The 26077-nt window shown below is 47.6% G+C and carries 24 protein-coding genes and 1 pseudogene; 12 read left to right on the top strand and 13 right to left on the bottom strand.

The genetic code is table 11. The features are described 5' to 3' along the window. Positions 1-218: 218 nt before the first annotated feature. The 5 genes from NDA03_RS19725 to NDA03_RS19705 all read right to left on the bottom strand — a co-directional run bounded on the left by NDA03_RS19725 (position 219) and on the right by NDA03_RS19705 (position 5006). A complete protein-coding gene (locus NDA03_RS19725) occupies positions 219-839 on the bottom strand; it encodes a diheme cytochrome C (RefSeq protein WP_190414083.1) in 621 nt (206 codons plus the stop codon). A gap of 111 nt (positions 840-950) precedes the next feature. After that, positions 951-1859: a MoxR family ATPase gene (locus NDA03_RS19720; protein ID WP_190414084.1), complete on the bottom strand. Its 909-nt coding sequence runs from the start codon at positions 1857-1859 to the stop codon at positions 951-953. Between the two features lie 286 nt (positions 1860-2145). Beyond that, complete coding sequence (locus NDA03_RS19715; RefSeq protein WP_348238921.1) at positions 2146-3261, bottom strand: bifunctional riboflavin kinase/FAD synthetase; 1116 nt, start codon at positions 3259-3261, stop codon at positions 2146-2148. A gap of 64 nt (positions 3262-3325) precedes the next feature. After that, complete coding sequence (locus tag NDA03_RS19710) at positions 3326-4228, bottom strand: MBL fold metallo-hydrolase (RefSeq protein WP_190414088.1); 903 nt, start codon at positions 4226-4228, stop codon at positions 3326-3328. A gap of 613 nt (positions 4229-4841) precedes the next feature. Then, positions 4842-5006 (bottom strand): hypothetical protein, encoded by a 165-nt coding sequence (locus NDA03_RS19705; RefSeq protein ID WP_348238920.1) that lies wholly within the window; start codon positions 5004-5006, stop codon positions 4842-4844. A gap of 261 nt (positions 5007-5267) precedes the next feature. Between NDA03_RS19705 and NDA03_RS19700 the strand changes: the two genes are divergently transcribed. From NDA03_RS19700 to NDA03_RS19670, 7 genes are all read left to right on the top strand, one after another. After that, on the top strand, positions 5268-5456 hold the full coding sequence (locus tag NDA03_RS19700) for a hypothetical protein (protein WP_190437986.1): 189 nt from the start codon (positions 5268-5270) through the stop codon (positions 5454-5456). Between the two features lie 770 nt (positions 5457-6226). Beyond that, complete coding sequence (locus NDA03_RS19695; protein WP_348238919.1) at positions 6227-7264, top strand: PEP-CTERM sorting domain-containing protein; 1038 nt, start codon at positions 6227-6229, stop codon at positions 7262-7264. A 157-nt stretch (positions 7265-7421) separates the two neighbouring features. Continuing rightward, positions 7422-8291, top strand: a complete 870-nt coding sequence (locus tag NDA03_RS19690) for a 2OG-Fe(II) oxygenase (protein WP_190673749.1) — start codon at positions 7422-7424, stop codon at positions 8289-8291. A gap of 278 nt (positions 8292-8569) precedes the next feature. Beyond that, positions 8570-8833 (top strand): glutaredoxin 3, encoded by a 264-nt coding sequence (gene grxC / locus NDA03_RS19685; protein WP_190667338.1) that lies wholly within the window; start codon positions 8570-8572, stop codon positions 8831-8833. 96 nt (positions 8834-8929) lie between these two features. After that, positions 8930-9907, top strand: coding sequence for a glutathione synthase (gene gshB / locus NDA03_RS19680; protein WP_348238951.1), 978 nt, complete (start codon positions 8930-8932; stop codon positions 9905-9907). Continuing rightward, complete coding sequence (locus tag NDA03_RS19675; protein WP_348238918.1) at positions 9904-11040, top strand: Gfo/Idh/MocA family oxidoreductase; 1137 nt, start codon at positions 9904-9906, stop codon at positions 11038-11040. Before gshB ends, NDA03_RS19675 begins: the two co-directional genes overlap by 4 nt. A gap of 264 nt (positions 11041-11304) precedes the next feature. Beyond that, positions 11305-12513, top strand: coding sequence for a tetratricopeptide repeat protein (locus NDA03_RS19670; protein ID WP_348238917.1), 1209 nt, complete (start codon positions 11305-11307; stop codon positions 12511-12513). 48 nt (positions 12514-12561) lie between these two features. On the opposite strand, the gene NDA03_RS19665 is transcribed toward NDA03_RS19670, so the two are convergent. The 3 genes and pseudogenes from NDA03_RS19665 to NDA03_RS19655 form a co-directional block, all read right to left on the bottom strand. Then, positions 12562-13734, bottom strand: a complete 1173-nt coding sequence (locus NDA03_RS19665) for a GNAT family N-acetyltransferase (RefSeq protein WP_348238916.1) — start codon at positions 13732-13734, stop codon at positions 12562-12564. 34 nt (positions 13735-13768) lie between these two features. Further along, positions 13769-13906, bottom strand: a pseudogene (locus NDA03_RS19660) (endo-1,4-beta-xylanase); the annotation flags it as partial. Positions 13907-13927: 21 nt separating this feature from the next. Continuing rightward, complete coding sequence (locus NDA03_RS19655) at positions 13928-14098, bottom strand: hypothetical protein (RefSeq protein ID WP_190527365.1); 171 nt, start codon at positions 14096-14098, stop codon at positions 13928-13930. 53 nt (positions 14099-14151) lie between these two features. Between NDA03_RS19655 and NDA03_RS19650 the strand changes: the two genes are divergently transcribed. Continuing rightward, positions 14152-16191 carry a serine/threonine-protein kinase gene (locus NDA03_RS19650; protein ID WP_348238915.1) on the top strand — a complete coding sequence of 680 codons (2040 nt, stop codon included), beginning with the start codon at positions 14152-14154 and terminating at the stop codon, positions 16189-16191. Between the two features lie 46 nt (positions 16192-16237). Here NDA03_RS19650 and dprA read toward each other — a convergent pair whose 3' ends face one another. The 3 genes from dprA to NDA03_RS19635 form a co-directional block, all read right to left on the bottom strand. After that, positions 16238-17350 carry a DNA-processing protein DprA gene (gene dprA, locus NDA03_RS19645; RefSeq protein ID WP_348238914.1) on the bottom strand — a complete coding sequence of 371 codons (1113 nt, stop codon included), beginning with the start codon at positions 17348-17350 and terminating at the stop codon, positions 16238-16240. A 27-nt stretch (positions 17351-17377) separates the two neighbouring features. After that, positions 17378-18028: a DUF2301 domain-containing membrane protein gene (locus NDA03_RS19640; RefSeq protein ID WP_348238913.1), complete on the bottom strand. Its 651-nt coding sequence runs from the start codon at positions 18026-18028 to the stop codon at positions 17378-17380. A 68-nt stretch (positions 18029-18096) separates the two neighbouring features. Continuing rightward, complete coding sequence (locus tag NDA03_RS19635; protein WP_348238912.1) at positions 18097-18900, bottom strand: SAM-dependent chlorinase/fluorinase; 804 nt, start codon at positions 18898-18900, stop codon at positions 18097-18099. Positions 18901-19170: 270 nt separating this feature from the next. Between NDA03_RS19635 and NDA03_RS19630 the strand changes: the two genes are divergently transcribed. Then, entirely contained in the window at positions 19171-19335 is a 165-nt protein-coding gene (locus tag NDA03_RS19630; protein ID WP_190427042.1) for a hypothetical protein, read from the top strand. Positions 19336-19633: 298 nt separating this feature from the next. On the opposite strand, the gene NDA03_RS19625 is transcribed toward NDA03_RS19630, so the two are convergent. Further along, positions 19634-21001 (bottom strand): TldD/PmbA family protein, encoded by a 1368-nt coding sequence (locus NDA03_RS19625; RefSeq protein ID WP_348238950.1) that lies wholly within the window; start codon positions 20999-21001, stop codon positions 19634-19636. A gap of 256 nt (positions 21002-21257) precedes the next feature. Here NDA03_RS19625 and NDA03_RS19620 point away from each other — a divergent pair, with 256 nt between their 5' ends. Both NDA03_RS19620 and NDA03_RS19615 read left to right on the top strand, forming a co-directional pair. Then, positions 21258-23573 carry an MASE1 domain-containing protein gene (locus tag NDA03_RS19620; RefSeq protein WP_348238911.1) on the top strand — a complete coding sequence of 772 codons (2316 nt, stop codon included), beginning with the start codon at positions 21258-21260 and terminating at the stop codon, positions 23571-23573. A gap of 30 nt (positions 23574-23603) precedes the next feature. Further along, positions 23604-24275 carry a DUF1361 domain-containing protein gene (locus NDA03_RS19615; RefSeq protein WP_190686232.1) on the top strand — a complete coding sequence of 224 codons (672 nt, stop codon included), beginning with the start codon at positions 23604-23606 and terminating at the stop codon, positions 24273-24275. A gap of 34 nt (positions 24276-24309) precedes the next feature. Here the strand turns inward: NDA03_RS19615 and NDA03_RS19610 are convergent, their stop codons facing one another. After that, positions 24310-25116 carry a sugar phosphate nucleotidyltransferase gene (locus NDA03_RS19610; protein ID WP_348238949.1) on the bottom strand — a complete coding sequence of 269 codons (807 nt, stop codon included), beginning with the start codon at positions 25114-25116 and terminating at the stop codon, positions 24310-24312. 351 nt (positions 25117-25467) lie between these two features. On the opposite strand from NDA03_RS19610, the gene NDA03_RS19605 reads away from it, so the two are divergent. After that, positions 25468-25998, top strand: a complete 531-nt coding sequence (locus NDA03_RS19605; RefSeq protein ID WP_348238910.1) for a hypothetical protein — start codon at positions 25468-25470, stop codon at positions 25996-25998. Positions 25999-26077: the final 79 nt, after the last annotated feature.

Genomic DNA, 26077 nt, shown 5'->3' with positions numbered 1-26077 from the left:
AAGGATGTTAGCGATTCGCTGTCGCGTATAGCGGTGCTTTCTTCGCAGGATGAAGGATGAAGGATGAACTTAGGAGTCAGAAGTCAGAAGTCAGCGGAGAAGTCCTACTTGATTCATCTTTCTGCCTAGCGGTTTTATGCCTCCAACGACCTTCGGCATTTATCAATCATCGTATCATTTCCACTTAGGCTGAGATGGTACGGGCATCCCGTCTAACTTTAGGGTGAATTTTCCCATTCAGCAGTCAGATCCCGGAAGTTGTATTGATTAGCGCCAGGGTGACAGGTGACGCAACTAGAGAGTTTTACGGGCTGGGGCAGTTCGACGCGAGGATGAAGTGCTTTTAAATAGCGAGATTCTGTAACCCGATAGGGCACGGTTTCTTTTTCTAGTTGGGGACGAGAGTAAGTCCTCACGTAATCCCAAATCAGTAAAAGTGAGGGAGTGATGATGCGCGGCAACTGCGTCCCGTAATGTTGGTGCGTTTCTTGCAGCAGATTTTTCCAGGTTTCCATCGGCAGAACGGCTGGGGGGACGGCAATGTGACAGGTGGAACAGTTATCCACGTAAAGTTGCTGTCCCAATTCGAGGCGACTGATAACCGGATCGACGGTGCCCATTATTTCTGTCGCTGTGTTGGCAGTGGTTGGGGACATTTGGGCAATGGGGACTTTGCTCTGAACGTCCATCGCCATTGCCATTCCCCATCCCAGGATGATGCTCCAGACTAAGAGCAGCAAAAACAAAGTAAAAAGCGATCGCTTGCGGATGCCCTTAGGCGCGGCTTCTCGCCCAGGGAAAGAGCGGGAGCGGGTTTTTGACCGGACAAGCTTTGGCATAACGGATGCTTGGGTAATGGGTAATGGGTCGTGGGTTGTGGTTTGTGAGTTACACCGACTACCTGCTACCTACTACCTACTACCAAAAGACAACTGACAAGGGACAAAAGTCTATGGAATCGGAATCGAGCGCAGCAGACGCTCCACAATCGTCTTAGCACGGCGACCGCCCGATGGAATGAGACGATGGGAAAGGACGTGAGGTGCCAGGAACTTCACATCATCGGGAATAGCATAATCCCGCCCTTCCAAAAAAGCCAGTGCTTGGGTACTTCGCTGCAAGGCAACGGTACCGCGAGGACTGGCACCCAGGGTAATTTCTTCATCTTCCCTCGTCGCCCGCACCAAGTCGAGAATGTACTGTTGCAAAGACGCCTCTACCTTCACGCCGCCACACAGACGCCGTAACTCCAGCACGTCTTCCAGGGAAATACAGGGCTGTAAATCTTCTACCCTAACGCCTTCAGCGAGCCGTTGCAGCATTTGGAGTTCTTCTTGCTCGCTGGGATAGCCCAAAGTTAAGGAAACCGTGAAGCGATCCATTTGGGCTTCTGGCAAGGGAAACGTCCCCTGATACTCAATTGGATTCTGAGTTGCGATCGCAAAAAACGGATTGGGTACGGTGCGAGAAACCCCATCGACGGTGACTTGTCGCTCTTCCATCACTTCTAATAAAGCCGATTGGGTGCGAGGCGTAGCGCGGTTAATTTCGTCTGCCAGCAGCACATTTGCAAACACGGGTCCCGGCAGAAATTCAAACTCGCGTCCGGCGGGATTCCAGATATTCGTGCCGGTGATATCAGTGGGCAAAAGATCCGGAGTACATTGAATGCGTTGAAACTTTCCGTCAATCGAGCGTGCCAGCGATTTAGCCAACAGGGTTTTACCAACGCCAGGGACATCTTCCAACAGGGCGTGACCACCGGAAAGGAGGGCTACTAGCACTAAGCGAATGGCATCTGCTTTGCCGACAACTGTGCGACCCAGATTTTGCGTCAGCTGCTCAATACGTTGTCTCATAGTCGTTATTTTTTAGTCATTCGTCAGTAGTGAATTCGTCCATTGTCCGTCGTCTGTTGCCTGTTGTCTGCCAACAGTGACAATGACTGATGACGATTGAGTATGGACGAATGAGACCGCTTAGCCATTCACGCTTAAAAAGGCTCTTGCTGCCTCGCAGTCTGCCTGTATTTGTATCTCACCTCACTCTATTGCAGTCCTCAGTCCTCAACCCTCACTCTTTGGCTCCTCACTCTTCGACTCCTCAGTCCTCAGTCCTCAGTCCTCAGTCCTCAGTCCTCAGTCCTCAGTCCTCAGTCCTAAATAAGGCTCTTGCTGCCTCGCAGTCTACCTGTATTTGCGTCTTAAGCGCGTCCAGGGAAGCAAATTTTTGTTCGGGGCGCAAAAACTGTTCCAAGCTCACAGTTAAGGTCTTTCCATATAAATCTCCGACCCAATCTAACAGGTGAACTTCTACGGTGGAGGTGGTACCGTCTACCGTGGGGCGATTGCCAATATTCATCACGCCGATGCCCTCTATTGGCAAGGAACAACCATCCGCCGCTACTTTGGCTTCCCCATTCCCTGTTTCTGTTTGCCCGGTGGCTTCCGAACCATCCTCGGTTTCGCTATAAACTCTGACACAATAAACGCCCTGTCGGGGTAAAAACTTTTCTGAAGGAAGTTGTAGGTTGGCGGTAGGAAATCCGATGGTTCTGCCTAGTTGTTGTCCTTTCACGACTAATCCAGTGAGAGTGTAAGGACGCCCTAGTAGCCGGTTTGCCTGCTCTAAGTCTCCTTCTTGGAGCGCCTGACGGATGACTGAACTGCTAATCCGTTCGCCCTCACAGGTTTGCAACGGCACTAAGGTGACATTGATGCCATAAGAGTGCGCGATCGCTTTTAAGTCTGCCCCCGTACCCGCTCTTTGGCACCCAAAGCGAAAATCCTCTCCGACACTGACACTTTGCGCTCTGAGTTGTCCCACCAAAATCTTTTCTACAAACTGCTGCGGACTCAAAGCAGCCAGTTCCCTGTCAAACGGCAACAGCACCATCTGTTCCACACCTAATGCTTCTAGTTGTCGGACTTTTTCGGGTCGGGGTGTTAGCAGTCCTCGGCGTTGACCTGTAAAAAACTCTCGCGGATGCGGATTAAACGTCACCACTGTAGCGATGGGATATTCTTTGGAACTGAGAATTTTCGTCTCAGGCGACTGTCCCGTGTCCTCACTCCGGCTTTGCCAATGGTATTCTAACCGCCGATGCAGGGACGATGGAGGAAGCTTTGGTACACCCGGAACGTCAGAAGCCTTCAAAATTGGTTTGACGACCTGTTGATGCCCGCGATGCACACCGTCAAAGTTTCCCAAGGCAACAGCGGTTGGTTTTAGAGCAGTGTCAGGAGAAGAAGTTACCCACACGCTTTACATTTTTACATAATTTAGTCGTTCGTCATTAGTCATTAAGGATTAGCCAATGACCAATTTAGGCAGAAACGCCCGCTTCTTGGACAGCGATCGCATTTGGCAGATGATTCTGTGGCACTAGCTGAATTGACAAGCCTTCCCGCGCCATTATCGCTTCGGGAAACTCTTGCGCCACCTGTTCGCCAACCCGATCGAGAAAATCATCATTGTGCAGCGGATCGTGGTGGAAAATTACCAGTTTTTTCACATTCGCGGCACGAGCTACTTTCACGGCTTCCTGCCAGGTCGAATGTCCCCAACCTACTTTAGAAGATTTGGGTGAGTCGTATTCCTCATCCGTGTAGGTAGCATCATAAATCAGGACATCTGCATTCCGAGCCAGCCACAAAACTTTTTCATCCATGCGAGTCGGGGAGTGTTCTGTATCGGTCACGTAGGCGGCAGCGCAACCCCGCCAGTTGACGCGGTATCCCACAGCTTCCCCAGGATGGTTTAACAGGGCATTTTCGACTGTAATTTCTCCAATTTGTACCTTTTGCCCGATTGGCAAATCGTAGAATTTCAAATCGGCTCCCATGATTTGTAAAGGCACGGGAAAATTTGGGTGGAGCATTTGGTCGCGCAGGCGCTGCTCAATCGTCGAACCGTTCGGAGCAACCGTTCCATGAATATGAAACCGATTCCCCTTAATAAAGGCAGGAACAAAGAAAGGAAACCCTTGAATGTGGTCCCAGTGGGAGTGGGTGAAGAACATATAAGCTTCCACCGGCATTTGAGATAGCAGGGATTGCCCTAATACTCGTAGGCCAGTGCCGCCATCGAAAATCAGGCGTTCACCACCCACTCTCATCTCAACACAAGGCGTATTGCCGCCATACCGGACTGTCTCCGGCCCCGGACAGGCGATACTTCCTCTTACTCCCCAAAAGTGAATTGTGAATAGGTTTTGCATGCTAGACATGGGTGTTGCCTGTAGGATTCCGATCGCGGGTCATCAAAAAGGTTTTACTGATTGTTCATATAGTTTGATGCCAGAAGCCTGCACGAGATTGGGACCGTGCCTGCTTGAGGAAAGTCCAGCCAATCTCAAAAAGCCTTGGTTGCTCAACCAGGCTCAACAATTCAGCGGCTGACGTAGAGAGTGATCCGGCAGAAGACCCTATTCTTCTATTTGAGTATGACTCAAAACTGCTCCCTGGCATAATTACAGATGCCGCTTTTGCAAGCGTTTTTTACGGAAACTTTTTAAGTTACGCTATTGCCTCTGGTAGGACACGTATCCAAACTAGGAGGACGCTAGCTTTTGGATTAATTTAAAAAGCTTAGCAGTTTAGTTGTAAAAACGTCTGGCACTTGTGCAACAGTAATCTGTGATCCAGCTCACCTTCAAAATATAAACAAGTTGCTAAAGGATAAAACTTGCCTTGTGTAGACAGATGAAGTTGCACACCTGGAGAGCAAAATTTCCTAAGAGGAGCGGATTACCTCTCCCTCTCTATATGGATCTTACCAAGTCTGAGTCTAGATTGCCTGCCGCTTAGTTGAGTGAAACTTTTTTAGTGATTGACTGAGAATCACAACGCTCTCCTGAACTCGTTGCCCACATATAGATTGAGGGCGATTGAGGGCGTTCTTTGGGAATGCAGCCCATCTATATCAGAATCAGAATCAGAGCAAAATATAAAACTATCAAAAAAGCGCTTTTTGTGACGGGCACTCAGGCACTCAGGTGCTTTCATCAGTCACCTCCTCCACTTCTGGCGTCACTGATTATCTAGCGTGCGCCTAGAATGTCTGGTTCAACAACCTTCGTCAGCTCGGTATACACAGCCGTATTAAGCAAGGACAGATATCTACCCGCTACCAGCCTCTGCCCGGTCTTGTAAGCTCTGAATCATTGTATTTATTGCTTGCCTAGTACCGAGGGGCACCCAGCTGACTACTACGATTGCCTTTAACAAGATTGCTCAAGTCGGTAGCAAGACAATAGCCCTTCTCCGTTGAGTACACGCTGGAGAGGCGAACAATTATTTGTCCGAACATCAGCCTTGCAGGGAATACCAGCGAGAACCGCTATAACTGCGCTGTCTCATCCCACTTTAGATTTTGGATTTCAGGTTTTGAATGGCACAAGTCCTGACAGCAACGACTTTCAGCAATTTACTTGTGGCGACATTCAGGTGAAATAGTCTCAAAACTTGCTTGAAGCGTTGTTTATCTTAGCTAAACCGAATCTCTGTATAGCAGTAATACCACTTCAGGGCTTCGCATACTTACCCTTGAGAAGGCTGCTTTCCTTCGGTAAATACTCAAAGCAAGCAGGATTGATTTAGCTAATCGCGAAATCAATCCGTATTGATATCAGTGCCAAAAAGAATTTACTTATGATTTTGGCGGTAAAGTAACCTGCCTAAAATATTCAACCTCGTGTTTCGACTCGGTAAATACTGAAAATGGCTTTTATAGGATTTGTATCACCCAAATAAGTGCGTAGTTCTGCTGAAGACGTTACACCTATAAATGTGAAACACTTAATATTGAAGCTCGATATTTTGCGGTAATTGCAAAAGTTGAAACCTTGCGATTGCTGCCCAGAATGATTGACTGGAAAGAATTTCAAGGCGCAAGCATCAGTTTTAAGCGTAGTGTCTCTTATAGGTAAATGCCTAGAGAAATGCTCGGACATCAGCAAAAAAATACTCATAATTTGAGTTTAAATGAAGATACGAAGAAGTTTTAAAAAATTGATAGACAATCAAAAGAATACTCTCTACAGTAGAAGTAACAATAAATTAAACATGATTGATTTTCAGGAAAATCAGGGGAAATCTACAAGTTCAAGGCATTTCATTGATGTTTAAACATCCTGTGATATACAACCTTGCACTGTAGTGCAAAGATCGCAGATTCCATAGCGCAACTTCAGTTCACTCTTAAATTGGTAAAGGTTTTAATTACGATGAAAAGGACAATCCCAACTCTACTTAGTTATTCCTTCGTGGCTGCTGGTGTTGCGATCGCATCTTCTGCATTTTCCCCAGCCCATGCTGCCTCAATGACTTTTAGCTCCAATGACTTTACAGGTGCTAACGCGAAGGTCAACTTTACATTGGATGACGCCATAGCCGGACCAGGCAAAATTCAGTTCACAGTGGCTGTTGACACGAAATTCTCATTTGGGGACATTCGCGGAATCTTCTTCGACATTCTTGATAACTCGCTCCTAAGTGGTCTGAGCGTAGTTGGTCAAAACCAACTAGGTCAAAACCAATTAATAACCACGACTGCCTATAGCACCAGCGACAACCTTAGCACTGTTGGTCAAGCTAATTTGAATGGCGATGGAGGCAATCACTCATTTGAATTTGGCATAGAAATTGGTGACACAGGTTTGAAGGGCGGTAAGGACGACTTTCAAACGGCCGTTTTTACCCTGTCCCATGCCACAACAGCTTTAACCCTCTCTCAGTTTTACGGTCAGGAATTCGGAGTGCGCCTGATGAGCGTAGGAGATACCAATGATGAAAAATCTCGTCAGGAAAGTAGCAAACTAATCGGAACCGCAGGTCCAGCGCCAGCACCTGCTCCAGCACCTGCTCCAGCACCCGCACCAGCGCCAGCACCTGCTCCAGCACCTGCTCCAGCACCCGCACCAGCACCCGCGCCAGCGCCAGCACCCGCGCCAGCACCTGCTCCAGCACCCGCACCAGCACCCGCTCCAGCGCCAGCGCCAGCACCCGCACCAGCGCCAGCACCCGCACCAGCACCCGCTCCAGCGCCAGCTCCGGCACCAGCTCCAACACCAGGTGGCACCACCGGCGTTGATTACAGCAATGGCGGAACGGGAGTTGACTACGGTTCCGGCACCAATCCCAGTACCGGCGGCACTAAGAGTAACCCTAAACCAGTACCCGAACCCAGTACAGTGGGCGCACTCATGCTGACAAGTTTTGCCGCCATGCGGTTTGGCAAAAGACGGAAGACAAGCGCACAGTAGCGTTAAGCGCTAGTTAAGCGACTGTTTTACCTCCCCTAGAGATACATATTTCAAAAAGAGCTTCTCACTTACGATACGGTGAGAAGCTTTTGCTCAGGGTGAATTTACTTCAAGCCAAAAATCTCAATGCGATAGGTATGTGAAAGTAGGAAAACTTATGGAAACATCTGCTCAAGTCAAGGAGATAAAAGTCAAACTGCTTTTAGCAGGGGGGCATCAATACACTGTCTTTCTAAAGTCAGACGCCCCTATGCTAGAAAATCTGTTAAAAACTGTTGTGGCTCGCTCTTATAAGCAAGAAGATGGTTTTTATGGGTTGTTCCAGATTCCGATTGATGAGGGTCGCGCTTCTCTGTGTTTTCCAAGCGAACATCTGGTTGGTGTAGTTACCGAACCCTCAGTTTTTGTCATGCAAGAGGAACTGAAACCTCAACCAACGGATGTTTTAGCGTCTCCCTACGTGCAAATTGACAATTTTCTGACTCAAGAGGAACACAAACAACTACTCGACTATGTGTTTAAAAAAGAGCCAGCCTTTGTACCTACCAGCATTTCAACCGATGCGACTGATTATCGTCGGTCTATGGCTCTCTACTCTTTCCCTGAGTTTTCCGAACGGATAGTCAATCGCCTGCGAGCAATTTTACCGGATATATTTAGTAAATTAGGGATTCCATCATTTCCTGTATCTCAAATTGAGTCACAATTAACCTCTCACAATGATGGAAATTACTACAAAGTTCACAATGATAATGGTAGTCCTGATACTGCTACCAGAGAATTAACCTATGTTTACTACTTTTACCGAGAACCCAAAGCTTTCTCTGGTGGAGAGCTACTAATTTATGACAGCAAGATTGAAAATAACTTTTACGTGAAGGCTGATTCCTTTAAAACAGTTGAGCCTCGTAATAATAGCATTGTGCTTTTTCTCAGTCGTTATATGCATGAAGTATTACCTGTGCAATGTCCCTCAAAAGCCTTCGCAGATAGTCGCTTTACGATTAACGGGTGGGTTCGGCGTTGATATTTTTGCGCCTTCAGCCAGATTTTCTTTCTCTAACTTCAGTGCTAAGCAATATTAAACAGCTATTTTTCCCTTAAGGATTGATTTCTGGGAAACTTCCACAATAAGCTCTCCGCTTTGATTAAGCGGGGAGCTTTTTAGGGTGGAGCGGGACTTCCGGTGTGGGACGTGCTAACTAAGCGAACTAAGATTTTCAGTCAACTTTACTCGGAAAACAAAATATAGATGGGTTTGACTAGACTAAGATCAAGAAAAATTACTTAATATTTGAGGACAAGATGGCTCCTAAAGTGGAAATTTATACCTGGAGCAGCTGCCCCTTCTGCATCCGTGCCAAGGCTTTGCTTGATAAAAAAGGGGTTGATTATATCGAATACGGCATTGATGGGGATGAGGCGGCACGGGCGGAGATGGCAAAACGCTCAAATGGGCGGCGTTCCGTACCTCAAGTTTTTATCAACGATCGGCATATTGGGGGGTGCGATGATACCTATGCGCTAGAAGCTCAAGGTAAGCTCGATCCACTCCTGCAATCAGCATAGTCATTTGTCCTGAGTGGCTGTTTGCGGACAACGGACAGCGAACAACGGGCAGCGAACAGCGGACAATGGACAAAAGACAAAAAGCTGATAGCTAACATGAAACTTGCTTTTATTATTGACCCCATCGAACGCCTAGATCCCGGTCACGATTCCAGTGTGGCGCTGATGGAAGCAGCACAAGCACTGGGACACGAAGTTTGGATTACTCAGGCGAATTTATTGAGTGTGGGGGATGGCAAGGCTTGGGCGTTGCTGGAGCCGGTGCAACTAACGCCGGTGCAGTTGGTGGAAGGACGCTGGGTGGCGGAGTCGCGATGGTTTTCTGTCGGCGATCGCGTTTTACAACCACTGGAAGTAATGGACGCGGTTTTCATGCGAACAGATCCGCCAGTGACCGTTCCTTACCTCTACGCCACATACATTCTGGACTATATCGATCCAACGAAAACCTTGGTCATCAACGCCCCCAATGGGTTGCGGGCGGCAAATGAGAAGATGTACGCACTCCAGTTTAAGGAGGCGATTCCGGAAACGATTGTCAGTGCGGATAAGCAGGTGATCCGGCAGTTTTTGGAGGCCAAAGGGGCAGCAATCCTGAAGCCGTTAGGAAATAAGGCAGGGGAAGGGATTTTATTTTTAGATCCGAGCGATCGCAACTTTAATTCCCTGATAGAACTGAGTACCCTTCAGGCACGAGTTCCAGTGATGGTGCAAACCTACTTACCCGCCGCTAAAGAAGGAGACAAGCGAATTATTTTGCTCAATGGCGAACCGATTGGAGCCGTGAATCGCATTCCTACAGGGAAGGAATTTCGCGGCAATATGGCAGTCGGGGGTAGAGTCGCTCAGACGGAAATTACCCAACGAGAGCGCGAAATCTGCGCCCAACTGGCTCCTACACTGCAACGGGATGGTTTAATTTTTGTTGGGATTGATGTGATTGGCGGCTACCTCACGGAAGTGAATGTCACCAGTCCTACTGGCATCCGGGAAATTGATCGACTTGATGGCACCCGTCTCGGCTATCAAGTGATTGAATGGGTGGAAAAGTTTAGCTCGGAAAACCCTGCATGACATTCAGCAATTCAGCCCAAGCATCGAATCCGATTGGCGTGGCAGTGGTAGGGACTGGATTTGGTCAGAAAATCCACATCCCAGGATTCAAGGCACATCCGCGTACTCAGGTGGTTGCCGTTTACAACCGGGATTTGGATAAAGCGAGAGCGATCGCTTCTGCCCAGAATATCCCCCATGCTTGCGACACCCTAGAAAAAATCGTCGCTTTGCCAGATGTCGCCGCTGTCAGTATTTCAACGCCGCCCTTTTTGCACTATGAAATGGCGAAGACGGTGTTGCAAGCTGGGAAGCATCTATTATTAGAAAAACCCACAGCCCTGTCAGCGACTGAGGCACGTCAGTTGTATCAGTGGGCGAGAGAAAAGGGCGCGATCGCTACCCTCGATTTTGAATTTCGCTTTGTCCCCGCATGGCAGCGATTTGCGGAACTTTTAGCAGAAGGGTATGTGGGGCAACAGCGCCTGATCAAGATTGATTGGCTGGTGTCGAGTCGTGCCGATGCCACGCGCCCGTGGAACTGGTATTCTCGGAAAGACCAGGGAGGAGGAGCATTGGGAGCCGTCGGTTCTCACGCTTTTGATTACATTAGCTGGTTGTTTGCACCTGTGCGGCGACTGTGTGCCCAGCTGATTACGGGAATTTCTGTTCGTCCAGACTCGAACACGGGTGAAATGAAGCCGGTGGATGCGGATGATACGTGTATGCTGATGCTGGAACTGGCGGATGGGACGCCTTGCCAACTGTGTATCAGTTCGGTTGTCTATGCATCCCGGACACACGGGATCGAAGTTTATGGCGATCGCGGTACGTTAGTCTTGGGCAGTGAAAATCAGAAAGATTACGTACATGGTTTTCGCCTCTGGGCGGCACCTGCGGGTAAATCCCTCGCTGAGGTGGAAATTCCGAATCTGCTGGCGTTTCCCCAAACCTATACGGATGGGCGTCTGGCACCCTTTATCCGAGTTGTAGACAACTGGGTGCAGGCAATTGACGCCGGGAAAGCGATCGCGCCATCGCTGCGAGAGGGAGTTTATTCCCAGCTGTTGATGGATTTAGCCCATGAATCCCATCAGACGGGTTGCTGGGTGGATGTGCCAAGTTTGGACACTTTCCTGGCCAGTCGCTCATAGCGACAGTCAACGTAGGAGATTAAGCTTCAAATACAGTTAAGTTAACGTTTTGAGGCAACCTATTTGCGCCCCCTTCGGCTCCTGAAAAAGGAGATTTTTTCTCATAGCCCCCAATTTATCAGCGGATTGGGGGAGCTTCTCTCAAATGCTGATTTATCTAGCGTATTTAAGCCGAACCGGATCGCGTTGCAACTTTGCCATTTGCCTCGCGGCTGAGTTAGATTAAAACATCTTTTCAACCGCTTTTCCTCAGGGTGGGCAGCAATGTTACCTGTCGCAGTTTTCGTCTGTCTTGGCTGGATCGTGTCTGTTTGTATACACGAGTTTGGTCATGCGGTAGTTGCTTATTGGGGCGGGGATACCTCAGTTAAAGATAAGGGGTATTTGACCCTGAATCCCCTCAAATATACCGATCCAACTTTGAGTCTGGTTCTGCCCGTCGTCTTTCTGCTCATCGGTGGGATTGCGTTACCAGGTGCCGCAGTTTATATCAATCAAAGCCAATTACGCAATCGTTGGTGGAAAAGTGCTGTCTCCGCAGCGGGTCCCATCGCTAGTGTAATCGTGACTTTACTGCTCACGATTCCCTTTTGGTTGGGTTGGGTGACGCCATTCAGCGAACACTGGATTGGCCCAGCTTTAGCATTCCTAATTATTCTACAAATCTCCGTTATTCAGTTCAACTTTCTGCCAATTCCACCGCTTGATGGCTATGGCATCATCGAGCCGTGGTTGCCCATTCAAACTCAGATTAAACTGAGAAAGTTGAGCAAATATGGGATTATTGCCCTCTTCTTTCTGCTCTCATTTGTAAAACCGATAAATCTGCTTTTTTGGAAGTCAGCTTTTACAATTGGGGCAATGCTTGGCGTTCCAATAGAATTGGTATGGAAGGGATACGCATCTTTCAACGCTGATTCCGGCATTTTGTTATTAGCAGCGATTGGTGTTTTTTTGCTAGTTCGTAGAGTGATGAGTCCGCATCACGCTTGTTACGAAAAAGGCAATCAGCTACTTAAATCACAACAGTACGAAGAAGCGATCGCTTCCTATGACAAAGCGATTAAACTAAAACACGATTTTTGGGAAGCGTGGCATCACCGAGCCTGGGCGTTAGGAAGCCTACAACGGTATAAAGAAGCGATCGCTTCCTACGAGCAAGCAATTGTCCTCAAACCAGATAACCCCGCTATCTGGACGGACTGGAGTGGGGCACTCGCTGCATTGCAACGATACGAAGAAGCGATCGCCTGTTGTGACAGAGCCATCGAAATCAATCCTCACTACCCTTATGCTTGGTATAACAAAGCTTGCTTCTGTGCCCTACAAGGCAAAGCTTCTTTAGCGCTTGATTCTCTAGAACAGGCAATTAATCTCGATCCCAATACATTTAAAACCTATGCCAAAAATGAATCAAGTTTTTATCGAATTCGGCAACATGAGCGGTTCAAAAAAATGATTGGTGAATTGTAGCTAGTAGGATAATAGCCATTGCCTACCTTGCTGCTAACTAATGAGCCGCTAAAAATGATCTGGCATCCACGGTTCGGGACTGGCAAAGAGCAGCATGGCGGTCAATAAAGAATCGGCATCCCCTTCAATTTTCCCAATCGTTTGTAACTGATGAGCTGTCAGTAACCCTGTGAATAAAGGTGATAAGCCTCGCACATCTAACCGTAATTCACCGCGTCCGCCTCTTGTCACTTCACCGCGTCCGCCGGAAACTGCCAAAACAAATTTTCCATTGTTATCGGGCAATACATTATCTTGAATTTCAAGATGCAATTCGGCTTCTAACCCAATCGGATAGCCGCGCATTGATAGTGCTTTTGGCACATCAACGACTCGCACCAACCATCGTTCTAAATGGGCAATTTTGTAAGTTTGTTCTGTGAGTAAAGACAAAAGCGGGTCTCCTGCCTGACCTTGCCAAATCACCTTGTCTGCGAGAGAACGGTGATCGGCAAAGAAAGTCCACAAACGACGTGCTGCTGCTGGTGTTAATGCCACCATGTCTCTGACTTCAAGGTGATAGCTTGTGTCGCCCCTCTTTTGGCTGAAAATGATGTAACCTTCTGCTTTGTCTTCAAAGCCAATCCGGTAGGCGTAAATCACGTCTTCTGGGGACTCGACAATGCCTTGCCAAATGGCTTGGTGGCGATCCAAGTTGCCACTGGAAGCGATCGCTCGTTGACGGTAGAGTTCGTGAAATTCGTGGTGAGTCGCTTCCACGCGCTGCATCGGCAATGTGCGATCTTTGAGCAGAATCGTCTCTGTCGGCACCGTCAAACGACAATAGTTCCCAGCTTGTTCGTAACCCACTTTCCGATAAAGGGCGCTGGTAGAGGCGTAGAGCGTCGATAGGGGAATTCCCTTGGCGTGACACTCCTTAACAATATTAGTCATCAGCGCCGCTGCTACCCCTGTGCCTCGATGCTCTGGCGCAATGCCCACGGCGGCAATTCCGGCGATTGGTACGCGAGAAGATCCGAACCACTGGCCCATGTTGAGAATGCCTAAGCCCCCAGCCGCCTGTCCTCCTTGGCGGATGACGCGGAAGTTCTCCAAACCAATCCGATTCAAATACATCTGCCAGCTATCTGGCGGTGAATTGAAACACTGGGTTAATATTTGCCCAAGCTGTTTAGCTTCTTCAGGGTTAAAAATCGTGCCGAATTCAAAGTTAGTTGTCATATTAGGCTGCTAATTGCTGATTAATTCTTTACGATCAGCCATAGTCATCTGCGTCTGTGAAATCGAAGCGAACCGAAGGTCGTCCTTGGAGGACATCGCGTTCTGGATGAACTGCCTGAAACTTCATCCTATTCTCTGCCACGATGGGATTGAACTCACGCGCCACCACCTCCCGATAGGTAGAATCGTGACATCAGGGTTGCATCGCCACCGCCATACCAATGCCTATTTCTCGTGTGCCTGCTAGCGATCGCAGTGAAATAGTCGCCGTGTTTGCTGGTTTCGTAATCGCACCGTGCCCAAGAAAAAGCATCAAAACTGTAGCCGTCACAAGCATTAAAGCTAATAAAAATTGGCGTTTCATGCTTGAATTCTACAGAGAAAATTGAGGGGCACATTTATCATAGACTCAACCAGATGTTGCATCTTCTACCTATGAGCTGTTGCCTCAACCCTGATTGTCAGAATCCTCTAAATCCTGATACGACAAAGTTTTGCCGAAGTTGCGGGGCAAAACTCATGCCGTTGCTGAGAGGACACTATCGCATTATCCAGCTTATTTCCAATGAGGGAGGATTTGGTAGAACTTATCTGGCAGAAGACATAGATAGGATGAATGAACCCTGCGTTGTCAAGCAATTTAGACCCCAAGTGCAGGGAACTGCGGCACTCAACAAGTCTATTCAACTGTTTAAACAAGAGGCAAAGCGTCTGCAAGAGATGGGACATCATCCGCAGATTCCTACGCTCTATGGCTATTTTGAAGAAGGAAATTATTTATATTTAGTGCAGCAGTTTATCGATGGGCAGGATTTATTGCAGGAGTTGGAACAACAAGGTGCTTTCAGTGAAAAACAAATTCGAGAGATGTTACTGGATATTTTACCTGTTCTCAAATTCGTTCATGACAAAAATGTAATTCACAGAGATATCAAACCCGAAAATATTATGCGTTGCCGCTTAACAAGGGGAGGAAAGCGGGAGCTAGTACTGATTGATTTTGGTGCAGCTAAGCAGTTAACAGCAATAAAGGCAACTCAACGAGGTACAAAAATTGGTTCTTTCGGATATACTTCCTACGAACAAATGCAAGGGGGTGAAGTTTATCCAGCTAGCGATTTATTTAGTCTAGGTGTAACTTGTTTTCATTTGCTAAGTAATGTCAATCCCCACTTATTATTTCTTGATTATGGCTACGATTGGGTTTGTCAGTGGCGGAAATACATAAAATATTCAATTAGTAGTAATTTGGTTAATATATTAGATAAGCTATTGCAAAAAAATGTTGATTGCCGCTACCATTCGGTAGACGAGGTTATTCATGATTTGATGCGGAGTCCGCAAAATTTAACGCCTAAAATATCTGTAGCGCCGCCTAGAAGTAATAACCCTTTTAAAATTACGTCTTCAGCGGTTACACTGGTTAGAAACAAATTTTTAAATCAAGTTTTAGCAGGTAGTACCACATTAATATTATTGTTATTTGGATATAGTTATTTTAAACACGCCAATCTAAATAATTTTTCAATTAGTAATCTAACGTTAAGTCCGAATCAACCAATTTTTAGAAAAAAATTTGCTTTAGCGAACACTTTAAAGGGACATTCAAAGTCGGTTGCTTCTGTCACCATCAGTCCAAATGGAGAGATGCTGGCTAGTGGGAGTTTAGACAACACGATTAAATTGTGGAATCTGAACACGGGCCAGGAAATTTACACTTTGAAGGGGCATTCAAAGTCAGTGGGTGCTGTTGCCATCAGTCCAGATGGACAAATTCTGGCTAGTGGCAGTTGGGACAACACGATTAGATTGTGGAACCTTAAAAAAGCAGATAAAGTTCGCACGTTAATCGGGCATTCGAGCCAGGTTGTTTCTGTCGTATTCAGTCCCAATGGAGAGATTTTAGCGAGTAGCAGTTTAGATAATACGATTAAATTATGGAATTTAAAAACAGGTCAGGAAATTCACAATTTAAGTGGGCATTCTAACTGGGTTGTTTCTATTGCTTTTAGCCCAGATGGACAGATGCTAGCGAGTGGCAGTTGGGATAATACGGTTAAATTGTGGAATTTGAATAATGGGCAGGAAATTCGCACGTTGCATGGGCATTCCAACTATGTTAATTCGGTTGCCTTTAGCCCAGATGGACAGATGCTAGCGAGTGGCAGTTGGGATAATACGGTTAAATTATGGAGTTTGAATAATGGGCAGGAAATTCGCACGTTGCATGGGCATTTAAAAGCGGTTTATGCTGTCAGATTCAGCCCAGATATGCAGACGCTTGCCAGTGGTGGTATGGACAATACGATTAAATTGTGGAATCCGAATACTGGCAGGGAACGCTACAGCCTTGAGGGGCATTTTAACAACGTTGTTTCCCTCGCTTTCAGCGGCGATGGACGGACTCTGGCGAGTGGAAGTCAGGACTTTAGTATCAAAATTTGGCGAGTGCAGTAGCAATTTAAGACATTCGATTTGGGAATGGTAAGGGTAGCGATCGCGCTTAAGATTGCTGATACCTCATCCCCGGCAATTGCGACACTAACCCCATAAGTTCTAACTGCAACAGCGCACTGGAGACTGAGTTAGCTGGCTTACCCGTTTGCTGCACAATTAAATCAAAAGCCGTCGGTTCTGAAGAAATGGCTTGCCAAATTTGTTTGAGTTCTGGTTCTAAGTCTGGTATGGGAGGCTGATTAAATAAGTCTAGCTGTTGCACTGGATCGAGTTTTGGAATCGCTCCCAGCATCTCTAATAAATGATTTTCATCCAGAAAAGGTGTCGCTCCCTTACTAATTAATTTTAAGCACCCCAGCGACTGCCGATCGTCCAACCTTGCAGGCAAAGCATAGACATCTCGACAGAATTCATTGGCATAATCAGCAGTAATTAATGAACCGGATCGCGTAGGCGCTTCCATTACCAGCACCGCACGACTCAACCCGGCGATAATCCGATTGCGAGGGGGAAAGTGTTCGCGCTTCGGTTGGGTGCCAGCAGGATACTCACTCAGCGCTAACCCGCGATCGCATATCTGTTCGTATAGGGACTTATTGCGCCAAGGATAGACGACATCCACGCCAGTACCAAAAACTGCCAGCGTCCGTCCCCCAGCTTCTATACAGACGCGATGCGCTTCTGTATCAATGCCATCTGCCATGCCGGAAACAATCGTGAAGCCGCTTTTCGTCAAAGCAGCGGTAATTTTGCCAGTCCAGCGTCTGCCATATTCAGAGGGTTGACGAGTACCGACAATGCCAATCGTTGGCGTAATGCCATGATTTTCTTTGAGTTGCACTTTGCCGCGATAATACAGCACTGGCGGTGGGGTAGGCGTCTCTAGAAGTAAGCGGGGATAATCAGCATCTGCTGGCGTCCAGAAACAGGGATTTTTTACCAAGTGTTCTTCTAAAAATTGTTGGGGATGCAGGCGCGATCGCTTCTCTATCACCCCCTCAACCGTTTGACGCCCAAACCCCTCCACCTCCCTCAAGGCGGCTGGATTGGCTTTCCAGGCTTCACTGAGCGTGCCAAAATGCTGGTGCAAGCGCCTGAGCAAAATAGGGCCAATTCCAGGGATTTGCGACCATGCTAGCCAGAAGGCACGTTCTTCCATAAGATATAGGGCGTTTAATCGCTTTCCTCAAGCCTTCGCCGAATGCTGTTGTTTGAGATAGACAAATACCGACTTATCACCAATATCCGGTGGAATTTCTTGGACAACCTTACGCAAGGCAAAGATGACAAATAGAATTGCCCAAACTGCCAATAATCCCCGTTCTACTGACACTGGCAATACACCCGTCAGGTGTCCCAACAGCAACATTGGCAGCAAAGGCGTGAGAACTTTAGTTTCCAGACGGTTGAAGCAAAAGGCTTCTTTGAAGTAAATCCCCGTTAATGCCGCAAAGGTGAAGCCAACTCCAAAAAGGGTTATTGGGTGATTGTAGATATATAGGGCAAGAGGTTCGCTACTTTGCAGCGCCAGCACTGTCGCTGATAAAACACCAATTGCCCAAAAAGCTTGAAGGAGTCGGTGTAGCGGTTCTAGGTAAATATGGATGGTAAATAAACTGACGCCCAATGCCAAACAAAAACAAGCGTACAGCGGGGTGAGGAGTGACAATCCCATGTTTGTCTTTAGCACCAGAAAGCTACCTAAAGCAAAGCTTAAAGCCGCTACCATTAAGCCGCTACGGTAAACGATCACTCCAGTGCGATCGCTCTCGGTTATCGTAAATTCTCCAAACTGACCTTGATAAACTGCCGAATCTGACGCCTTTAACTGAGTCATAAAACCTATCCGAAAATTGCTATACAATATCAGCGATGCGGATGTATAAATCCCGATTAGGAATTGAATTAATCCAGATGAAGAAGCACCTCATCTCCCCAGTCTAGTTGCAGTTGCGACTGAGCATTGCCTCCGTTGACGGCAATTTCGACCCAACCGTGACTGCCAATTAAAGCGATCGCTTCTCCGGTTGGACTGTCGCTGTAAGTCTGGCAACTGGGTAGCCTAAATCCCACAACCACAGACCAGATTTTTCCTTGGACGAAGGTACCTGGAATATTCGTAATTAAGTTGCCAAAGCGATCGATATACTGAATGCAACCCGTGATACCCGCCTCTGTCTGGTTGCATTCAGGGATGGGCAGTTGAACTAAGCTGGCTGGATCGATAGCGTTTCCCAGTTGTTCTAGTGGAACGCCGCTGGCAAGATGGGCACCTACGGGAGCAAAGATATCTCGACCGTGAAACGTTGAACTGGGTTCGGTTGCGCGCCAATAGTTGGGGTTCGTGAGTTCGACAGCGGCAATTTCGGGTAAGGACTGAGAAACCCCATTATTACTCAGAATGCCACTAAATAGCCCGTTATCGGGTCCCACCAGGAAACCATCTGCAAGTTTAACTGCGATCGCTCTGCGGCTACTCCCCACTCCCGGATCGACAACAGCAATATGCACTGTCCCTTTTGGGAAATAAGGGTAGGCATTCATTAAACAAAATCTTGCGGCTGTAAGATTCTGAGGGGGAATCTCATGAGTGAGATCCACCACCGTCAGCGTCGGGTTGATTTGGGCGATCGCGCCTTTCATCACCCCTACATAAACATCACTTAAGCCAAAATCGCTCGTCAGAGTAACGATCCGGTTGTCATACATCTTTGTTAAGAAGGATTCTTTGTGCCAAGCGCGGGTGCGATGCTGTTGATGCGACCAGAACGCGCGATGGTTTGAACGTCTTTTTTGAACGTTTTCAGAGTCTAGCTTACCTTCAGCAAGGGCGATCGCTCCCAGACCCTAATTCGTTCCACAGCCTCAACCCTTAACGCTAGCTAACAAACTATGAATATTCTGTAACAAAAACTACCATTTTTTGGGTATTTAGGTTATATTAGATAAGTAGCAGATACCTCAAGTCGCTTAAAAAAAATGTCCATTATGAACGGAAGACGCCAAGATAACCAGAAAAATGCGGCTGCGGCTCACCGCGAAAATATTCAAAAAAGCTTGCAGCATCGTCTAGAAATTGCCAGAGCCAAAGGTGACGAAGCTTTGATTCGCCAGTTGGAAGCGGAAGCCAACTACTTCCACTAAACCTGAATTAAGCGATACTCTCAGTCTCAAATACCGAGCCTTCGGAGTCTGCTGTTTCCGTGCAAGTGTACTGGGGCAAAACCGCCACAAATGCCATGCTATGCACGTTAATTAAATAAAACAAAAGGGGATGCCGTTTACTAGCGGCATCCCCTTTTTGATTAGAGCGTCTATCGATTCAGATCCCCGACTTCTTAGGGAAGTCGGGGATCTCGCGTTCACGAATCATTTAGAATTGCTATACGGTAATGGGTCATTGGAGAAAGGGCGAGAATTCTTCATAGCTTCCCGGTTCCTCCTAGCGACCGCCCACCACGACATTTTTAATTCGCAGATGGGGACCCCCCACACTCACGGGTAGCGGCATTTGTCCGCCTTTCCCGCACCCGCCATTGATATAGATGGAGTCGTTCCCAATCGCCTCAATATCTTTGAGCGTTTGGAAGACATTGCCAGTCAGACTGGCATCAGTCACTCTTTCAGCTATCTTGCCATTGCGAATCATATAGCCTTCAGCAGCGGCAAAGGTAAACATCTCGCCGTTGGTTTGTCCGCCAAGCATCCGCACCGCATAGACGCCTTCCTCGATATCCCCAATCATGTCATCGAAGGAGTGTTCCCCCGGTTCAATGCCAGTGTTCGTCATCCGCACCAACGGGGGATAAGTGGCGTTGAGTGCCCTAGCGTTGCCGGTGGGAGCTTCGTGTAGCTTGCCAGCAGTTTCGCGGTTATGCAAGCGCTGGGTGAGGATGCCGTCTTTAATTAAATATTTGCGTTGAGCGGGGACGCCTTCATCATCATACTTGAGAGAACCAGGTAAATCGGGCATCGTGGCATCATCAACCACATTCAGTTGTTTGATGGCTAAGGGTTTGCCTAGAGTAAGCAATTCCTGCATCCGGGGGTTTTCGTAGACAAAATCAGCTTCCGAAAGATGTCCAAAAGCTTCGTGAATGAACACACCCGCGAGATATGGGTCGAGAACGACGGTATATTGTCCGCCTTTGACTGATTTGGCTTCCAATTGACCGACAGCGCGTTTGGCGGCTCCCAGTACCTGGTCTTCAATTCCTTCGAGAATGTTATAGTCTGTGCGGGAATGGACAGATTCAAAGCCTTGGCGGGGGGCAGAACCTTCTTCCCTAGCGATCGCCCCAAATCGACCCGACACATCCAAGCGTTCTTGGGCAATACAGGTGCCGAGAGAATTGGCAAAATAGGTGATGCCGAAGCGATCGCGCAAATTCACCATTGTCGTTTGAATTCGGGGGTCAAAATCTAGCAGCAGTTGGTTATATCCCTCCAATAACCGCCGCTTTTCTGCCAGAGAAACCCCACGTGGATCGCGCCCGATTTCCACCGCCACATAATCTTGAATGGGTTCCATTGGCGCTAGCATCGTCGTTTCTTTTCCGACCAGATGTGCTTGAGAAATCGCTTCTTCAATCCGGTCTTTCAACTCAGCTAAACCATTGAAAGTGACAAAACTCCAGCCGCCCATGTGGCAAGCGCGAATGCCCCCAGCGAGGGTAAAGTTACGATCTACGGCATCCAGCTGATGACCGCGAAAGGAGATAGAGGTAGACTCACTTTGTTCTAAGCGAATTTCTAGATAATCTACCGCTGTACGGTAAGGAGCGATCGCTGCCTGCAACCGATCTTGCATAGAAGTTTCCACTTTTTAATCCTTTTATTTAGCCCCTGATAGGGATTCTAGGCGATTGTTAGGGCAGGCTGCTTAAATCGATTGGCACTGGATTATTGCTTAATTTGTACTAAACCGAAGGTGAAATCAGATTAATTATCGGATTTCTCCCTTCAGTTAAAAATTTGTCTATATTTACCTTTGCAACATCTAGCTCAGCGGATTATGGTTGCAAGGAGAAAACATCTCGCATTTTGAACCCCTAAACCGCCGTATTATGTCCCAAACTCGGCTTTGGCGATACTTAGCCAGCGTCGCCATACTGACTGCCATCTACATTGGTGCAGCAAAACTATCACTTGCACTTCCGGTGTTGAATAAGTACGTAACGCCGGTTTGGCCTCCGGCTGGGATTACTCAAGGCGTGCTGTTTATCGGGGGGCGAAAGCTTTGGCCTGGAGTCGTGCTAGGTGAATTTTTATTTGCCAAAGTAGTTCTGCACGTACCCCTATCTGTTGCCATTGCTGGCAGCTTGGCTACCACCTTGCAGGCTCTAGTCGGGGTCACGTTGCTTCGTTCGATTCGTTTGCGCCCCTCTCTGGATCGCCTGCGAGATGTTTTCGGTTTTCTCGGCTTGTCTGTGATGCTGTCTACTCTAGTCGCTTCCACTCTGGGTTTGACGACTCTTTGCTGGGCAAATCTTATCCCTTGGAGCGACTATGCGACGACGTGGTGGACGTGGTGGTTAGGGGATGGCATGGCAGTTTTAGTGTTAGTCCCGGCGATCTTGACTTGGAGTGTCCTTCCTCGCTTAGACACAAGACGAGAGCGAATCATCGAGGCGATGCTTTTGCTGACTTTGCTTGCAACCGTCACCCAGTCAGTTTTCTTCGCCAAAACTGCTACAGCGATCGCTCACTATCCCCTTGCCTACTTGCCCTTCCCTTTGGTCGCTTGGGCAGCCCTCCGATTTAATCAGCAAGGCGCTGTACTGGCAACTCTACTTGTCTCCTGCATTGCTATCTGGGGCACCGCCTTGGGGGATGGGCCGTTTGCGGCAGTTGCCATTAATACCGACCAAGCTTTGCAATTTTTACAAGCCTTCATGGGCGTTATCGCAGTCACTGCTTTGGTTTTGGGGGCGGCGGTTGCGGAACGCGCCTCAGCTGAAGCGTCACTACGCGCTAGCGAAGCCAGTCTCGCCAACGCCCAACGGATCGCCCATCTCGGTAACTGGGATTTAGACTTGGTTAAACAGCAACTGCGATGGTCGGATGAACTTTATCGCATCTTGGGTTTTTCACCAGCAGAATTTGAGCCAAGTATGGAACGATTGCTGACATCCGTTCACCCAGATGACCGAGAACGGGTCAGAGAATTGATAGACGCCGCATCGTATTTCAAGCAAGCCTTCAGCACTGACTTTAGAGTTGTTTTATCCGATCGTTCTGAGCGCATTGTCCACGGCACTGGCAAAATTATTCAGGAGCAAGGAGGGAAAGCCGCTCGACTCATCGGCACGATTCAAGACGTTACAGAACAAAAAAGAATCGAGCAAGCACTGCTGCAATCGGAAGCTCAATTACTCGAACTTGCCCACAATCTCGATCGGAAAGTAACCGAAAGAACTCTGGAGTTAGAAGAAAAGAATAATGAACTCGCGCGATCGCTCACCTCGCTCAAACAAGCCCAACAGCAATTAATTCAAGCTGAAAAAATGTCGAGTTTGGGGCAATTAGTAGCAGGAATTGCTCATGAAATTAATAACCCCATTAACTTTATCACTGGCAATATTAGCCATATTACTGCTTATATTCAAGACCTCCTCGACATCCTGAACCTTTACCAGCAAAATTATCCCACCCCACCCCCGGCGATTCAAGCGTATAGCGAAACGGTTGAACTGGACTTTGTGATTGAGGATTTACCGAATCTTCTAGAGTCCATGAAAACGGGTGCAGAACGTATCCGTCAGATTGTGATATCCTTACGCAGCTTCTCCCGTCTGGATGAAGCCGATATGAAGCCGGTGGATATTCATGAAGGCATCGATAGTACGTTGCTGATTTTACAGCGTCGCCTGAAAGCGCGTCCGGGACATCCAGTCATCGAAGTGGTTAAAAATTACGGTGACTTACCCCTCGTGGAGTGCTATCCGAAACAACTCAATCAGGTGTTTCTCAACCTGCTTAGTAATGCCATTGATGCCTTAGAAGAAAGAATGAAAGAGGAAGAAAAGGCCAAGGATGAAATTACCCTTTCAGGATTTTCACCTCAGCCGTTTGCGATCGCCCTCACCACCCAAATTTTGTCACCCACTCAGGTGCAGATTGAAATTTCCGACAATGGCATCGGCATGACTCCGGAAGTCAAAAACCATATTTTTGAACCATTTTTTACCACCAAACAAGTCGGCAAAGGCACCGGCTTAGGTTTATCGACTTGCTATCAAATTGTGGTAGAAAATCATCAAGGACAACTCATCTGTCTATCGCAGCCAGGATTAGGGGCAACATTCCAGATCGTCATCCCCCTGCGGCAGAGTAGTCATCCCGGAATCAGTAGTTATACTGGTAGCTTCAATGTGAACTAAAACTGCTGATTCAACAATGAGACAGCGCGTATGAAATTTGAGCTGGTTCGCTGGACTTCCAATATATTGCGGGTTTTGTCCCGCAATCTGGACTGGATGACGTGGAATCTGTTTTTGGCGTTTGTACCTCTGCTTTTGAGTATTTGGCTATTTCGCAGCAGGCAAAAGCGCTCGCCGATCTGGTGGGCGGGAGTCTTAGTTTTTATCGCGTTTTTGCCGAATGCGCCCTATTTGTTGACAGATATCATTCACTTGATTCATGATATTCGCGCCAACTACTCGGTGTGGATGATTACGCTAGTTCTCATCCCCCAGTATTTGTTAGTTATCCTGGCTGGCTTTGAAGCTTACGTTATATCTTTAATTAATCTAGGTTACTATTTACATCGCCACGAACGTAGTAAATACATTCTTTGGATGGAGCTAACTTTGCATGGTCTTAGCGCCATTGGCATTTATTTAGGGCGATTCCTACGCTTCAACAGTTGGGATTTTGTTACTCAACCGGATGCCGTATTTACTAGCGTACTGGATGACTTAGTGGGCAAATGGCCTGTGGTGGTTATGGTTGTCACCTTTGTCATCATTTCTGGCTTGTACTGGCTGATGAAGCAGGTGACTTTGGGGATAATTTTGCGAAGGCGGTTAAAAGGTATCCAGCCGCCATCCAATCACAATCATACAGATTCCCCGACTGCTTAAGCCTTTGCTTCTTTCAAGCTAAGCCGAGAGAGAATCAATCAATTTGGATATCAATCTCATCAGCCGCAAATTGACGAACTGCTTTCACAAGATCCGCAGGGGTGCCGATATCCAGGTAGGTTCCATCCGGAAACGTTTCGGCTTCCACCCGCAAGCCGCTGTCAATCGCCGCCTGAACCACATCGCTAATCGGTAACTCTTTCGCCTGTGGCACTTGCCCAGCTTGGATTGCAGCGAGATACTCGTGCATAAACTGGGTAAAAGCTGGCGTCCAAACCGCGATCGCCCACATATACTTTAAATCGCTAATCGGTGGTTTTTCGACCACGAAGTGGACTCGTCCTTCGGCATCAAAATCAACCATCCCGGCTTTATGAGGTTGATCGTTCGGAAATAATCCCAAAACCGCATCGGCATTACCAGCCGCAAGCCGTGCCAGCAACCGCACAAAGGCGTCTTCAGGCTGAAAAAGGATGTCGGGAAAGCCCAGTGCTACCACTGCGTCTTGCACGAAGGGATAGGCTTGATCCAAGGTATAAGGAACGCCATAAGGCAACCCCAGCATCAGATAGCCGAGGTTCATGTCTAGCAGGGTGCCGTCCCCAAAATAAGCCGGAATATCCCATTTTCCCGGACGCAGTACGGTGTATGCCTTCTTAATCCCTGCCAACCGCATTTTCTCTAGTAAGTAATGACTCACGACTTTGGGGCGTAAGGTGCCGCTGCCGCTATCTACCGGACGAAATCCAATCGGGTACAGCTCTTTGCTCATCGGTAAGGGGGCGATTCGCGTTGCTTGCCCTCCTGCTGGTAGCAGTCCAATGACTTCCCGCTGGTGAATGCGATCGCTATCAATCATAAAAATGCCGATTGCGGTGGAATGGAACAGGGAAACCCTCAATCTTATTATTCTCCCTGAATCTTTTTGACAGATAAAGACTTGCTGGGATTTTGCTGGGATTTTGGTCAGGTGTGAGCCAAAGTTCCTATCAAAAGAAAGATGGCATCGCACCTGTCTTAGTCTGAAATGAATTTAGGTTAGGTTTTGCATTTAAGAATTTCCCGCAGCCGCAACCATAATTATTTCCCTAGAAGGGCGGATTTCCTGTATGGCCTTTTCCGCCATATCTTTCTTTAGAGATTGCCAATTTTTGTCGTCCTTTCTGAATATTTTTGAAAGGAGTCCAATCAGATGCCGTTATTGTCTACTGATGAATTAAAAAGTTTGATAGAAAATTCCGCTAGTCCCTGTATCTCGATTTATATGCCGATGGAAAAGGCAGGGCCAGAGATTCGACAAAATCCGATTCGCTTCAAGAATCTCATGCGTGAGGCTGAGCAACGCTTGGAGGAAATGGGGATTGACCACAATGAGGCGATGACATGGCTTGAGCAAGCGAATGCGATTGATAGCCTTGAGTTTTGGGAAGAAAACCAAGGCGAGGGGGTGGCAATTTTTATCTCTCCCGAAGTCTTTCGTTACTACCAGCTTCCCGTTGATGTTGAAGAATTGGTAATCGTTAGCGATCGCTTTCATATTAAGCCGCTGTTGCCTATCGTCAACAACGATGGACGGTTCTACATCCTAGCCCTTAGCCAAAAGGATGTCCGGCTGCTTCAGGCAACGCGCACTACGGTCAAAGAGGTGCATATTGAAAACTTGCCGAAAAGCAAGGATGAAGCTCTCCAATACAGCAGATTGCAAGTTCATGAAGTACAGTAGCAGCAGTTTGTGAACCAGTTGCGTAGGTGTTTTGGATTGACTAAATCAAGTGCAGTAGCAAGCAAAGTATCAACCATTT

The sequence above is a fragment of the Trichocoleus sp. Lan genome (assembly GCF_039961855.1).
Classification (GTDB): domain Bacteria; phylum Cyanobacteriota; class Cyanobacteriia; order Cyanobacteriales; family FACHB-T130; genus FACHB-T130.
Note: the sequence above shows the minus strand (reverse complement) of the source record. Positions and strands in the feature narration are given on the sequence as shown.

Excerpts from the sequence above, each read along its gene's own strand:
- NDA03_RS19615 (WP_190686232.1), top strand. The coding sequence starts at position 23,604 with ATGAAATTTGAGCTGGTTCGCTGGACTTCCAATATATTGCGGGTTTTG.
- NDA03_RS19675 (WP_348238918.1), top strand. The coding sequence starts at position 9,904 with ATGACATTCAGCAATTCAGCCCAAGCATCGAATCCGATTGGCGTGGCA.
- NDA03_RS19630 (WP_190427042.1), top strand. The coding sequence starts at position 19,171 with ATGTCCATTATGAACGGAAGACGCCAAGATAACCAGAAAAATGCGGCT.
- NDA03_RS19605 (WP_348238910.1), top strand. The coding sequence starts at position 25,468 with ATGCCGTTATTGTCTACTGATGAATTAAAAAGTTTGATAGAAAATTCC.
- NDA03_RS19640 (WP_348238913.1), bottom strand. The coding sequence starts at position 18,028 with ATGACTCAGTTAAAGGCGTCAGATTCGGCAGTTTATCAAGGTCAGTTT.
- NDA03_RS19705 (WP_348238920.1), bottom strand. The coding sequence starts at position 5,006 with ATGAAAGCACCTGAGTGCCTGAGTGCCCGTCACAAAAAGCGCTTTTTT.
- NDA03_RS19620 (WP_348238911.1), top strand. The coding sequence starts at position 21,258 with ATGTCCCAAACTCGGCTTTGGCGATACTTAGCCAGCGTCGCCATACTG.
- NDA03_RS19670 (WP_348238917.1), top strand. The coding sequence starts at position 11,305 with ATGTTACCTGTCGCAGTTTTCGTCTGTCTTGGCTGGATCGTGTCTGTT.
- NDA03_RS19625 (WP_348238950.1), bottom strand. The coding sequence starts at position 21,001 with ATGCAAGATCGGTTGCAGGCAGCGATCGCTCCTTACCGTACAGCGGTA.
- NDA03_RS19690 (WP_190673749.1), top strand. The coding sequence starts at position 7,422 with ATGGAAACATCTGCTCAAGTCAAGGAGATAAAAGTCAAACTGCTTTTA.
- NDA03_RS19720 (WP_190414084.1), bottom strand. The coding sequence starts at position 1,859 with ATGAGACAACGTATTGAGCAGCTGACGCAAAATCTGGGTCGCACAGTT.
- NDA03_RS19725 (WP_190414083.1), bottom strand. The coding sequence starts at position 839 with ATGCCAAAGCTTGTCCGGTCAAAAACCCGCTCCCGCTCTTTCCCTGGG.
- grxC (WP_190667338.1), top strand. The coding sequence starts at position 8,570 with ATGGCTCCTAAAGTGGAAATTTATACCTGGAGCAGCTGCCCCTTCTGC.
- NDA03_RS19695 (WP_348238919.1), top strand. The coding sequence starts at position 6,227 with ATGAAAAGGACAATCCCAACTCTACTTAGTTATTCCTTCGTGGCTGCT.
- NDA03_RS19665 (WP_348238916.1), bottom strand. The coding sequence starts at position 13,734 with ATGACAACTAACTTTGAATTCGGCACGATTTTTAACCCTGAAGAAGCT.
- NDA03_RS19635 (WP_348238912.1), bottom strand. The coding sequence starts at position 18,900 with ATGTATGACAACCGGATCGTTACTCTGACGAGCGATTTTGGCTTAAGT.
- dprA (WP_348238914.1), bottom strand. The coding sequence starts at position 17,350 with ATGGAAGAACGTGCCTTCTGGCTAGCATGGTCGCAAATCCCTGGAATT.
- NDA03_RS19710 (WP_190414088.1), bottom strand. The coding sequence starts at position 4,228 with ATGTCTAGCATGCAAAACCTATTCACAATTCACTTTTGGGGAGTAAGA.
- NDA03_RS19650 (WP_348238915.1), top strand. The coding sequence starts at position 14,152 with ATGTTGCATCTTCTACCTATGAGCTGTTGCCTCAACCCTGATTGTCAG.
- gshB (WP_348238951.1), top strand. The coding sequence starts at position 8,930 with ATGAAACTTGCTTTTATTATTGACCCCATCGAACGCCTAGATCCCGGT.
- NDA03_RS19655 (WP_190527365.1), bottom strand. The coding sequence starts at position 14,098 with ATGAAACGCCAATTTTTATTAGCTTTAATGCTTGTGACGGCTACAGTT.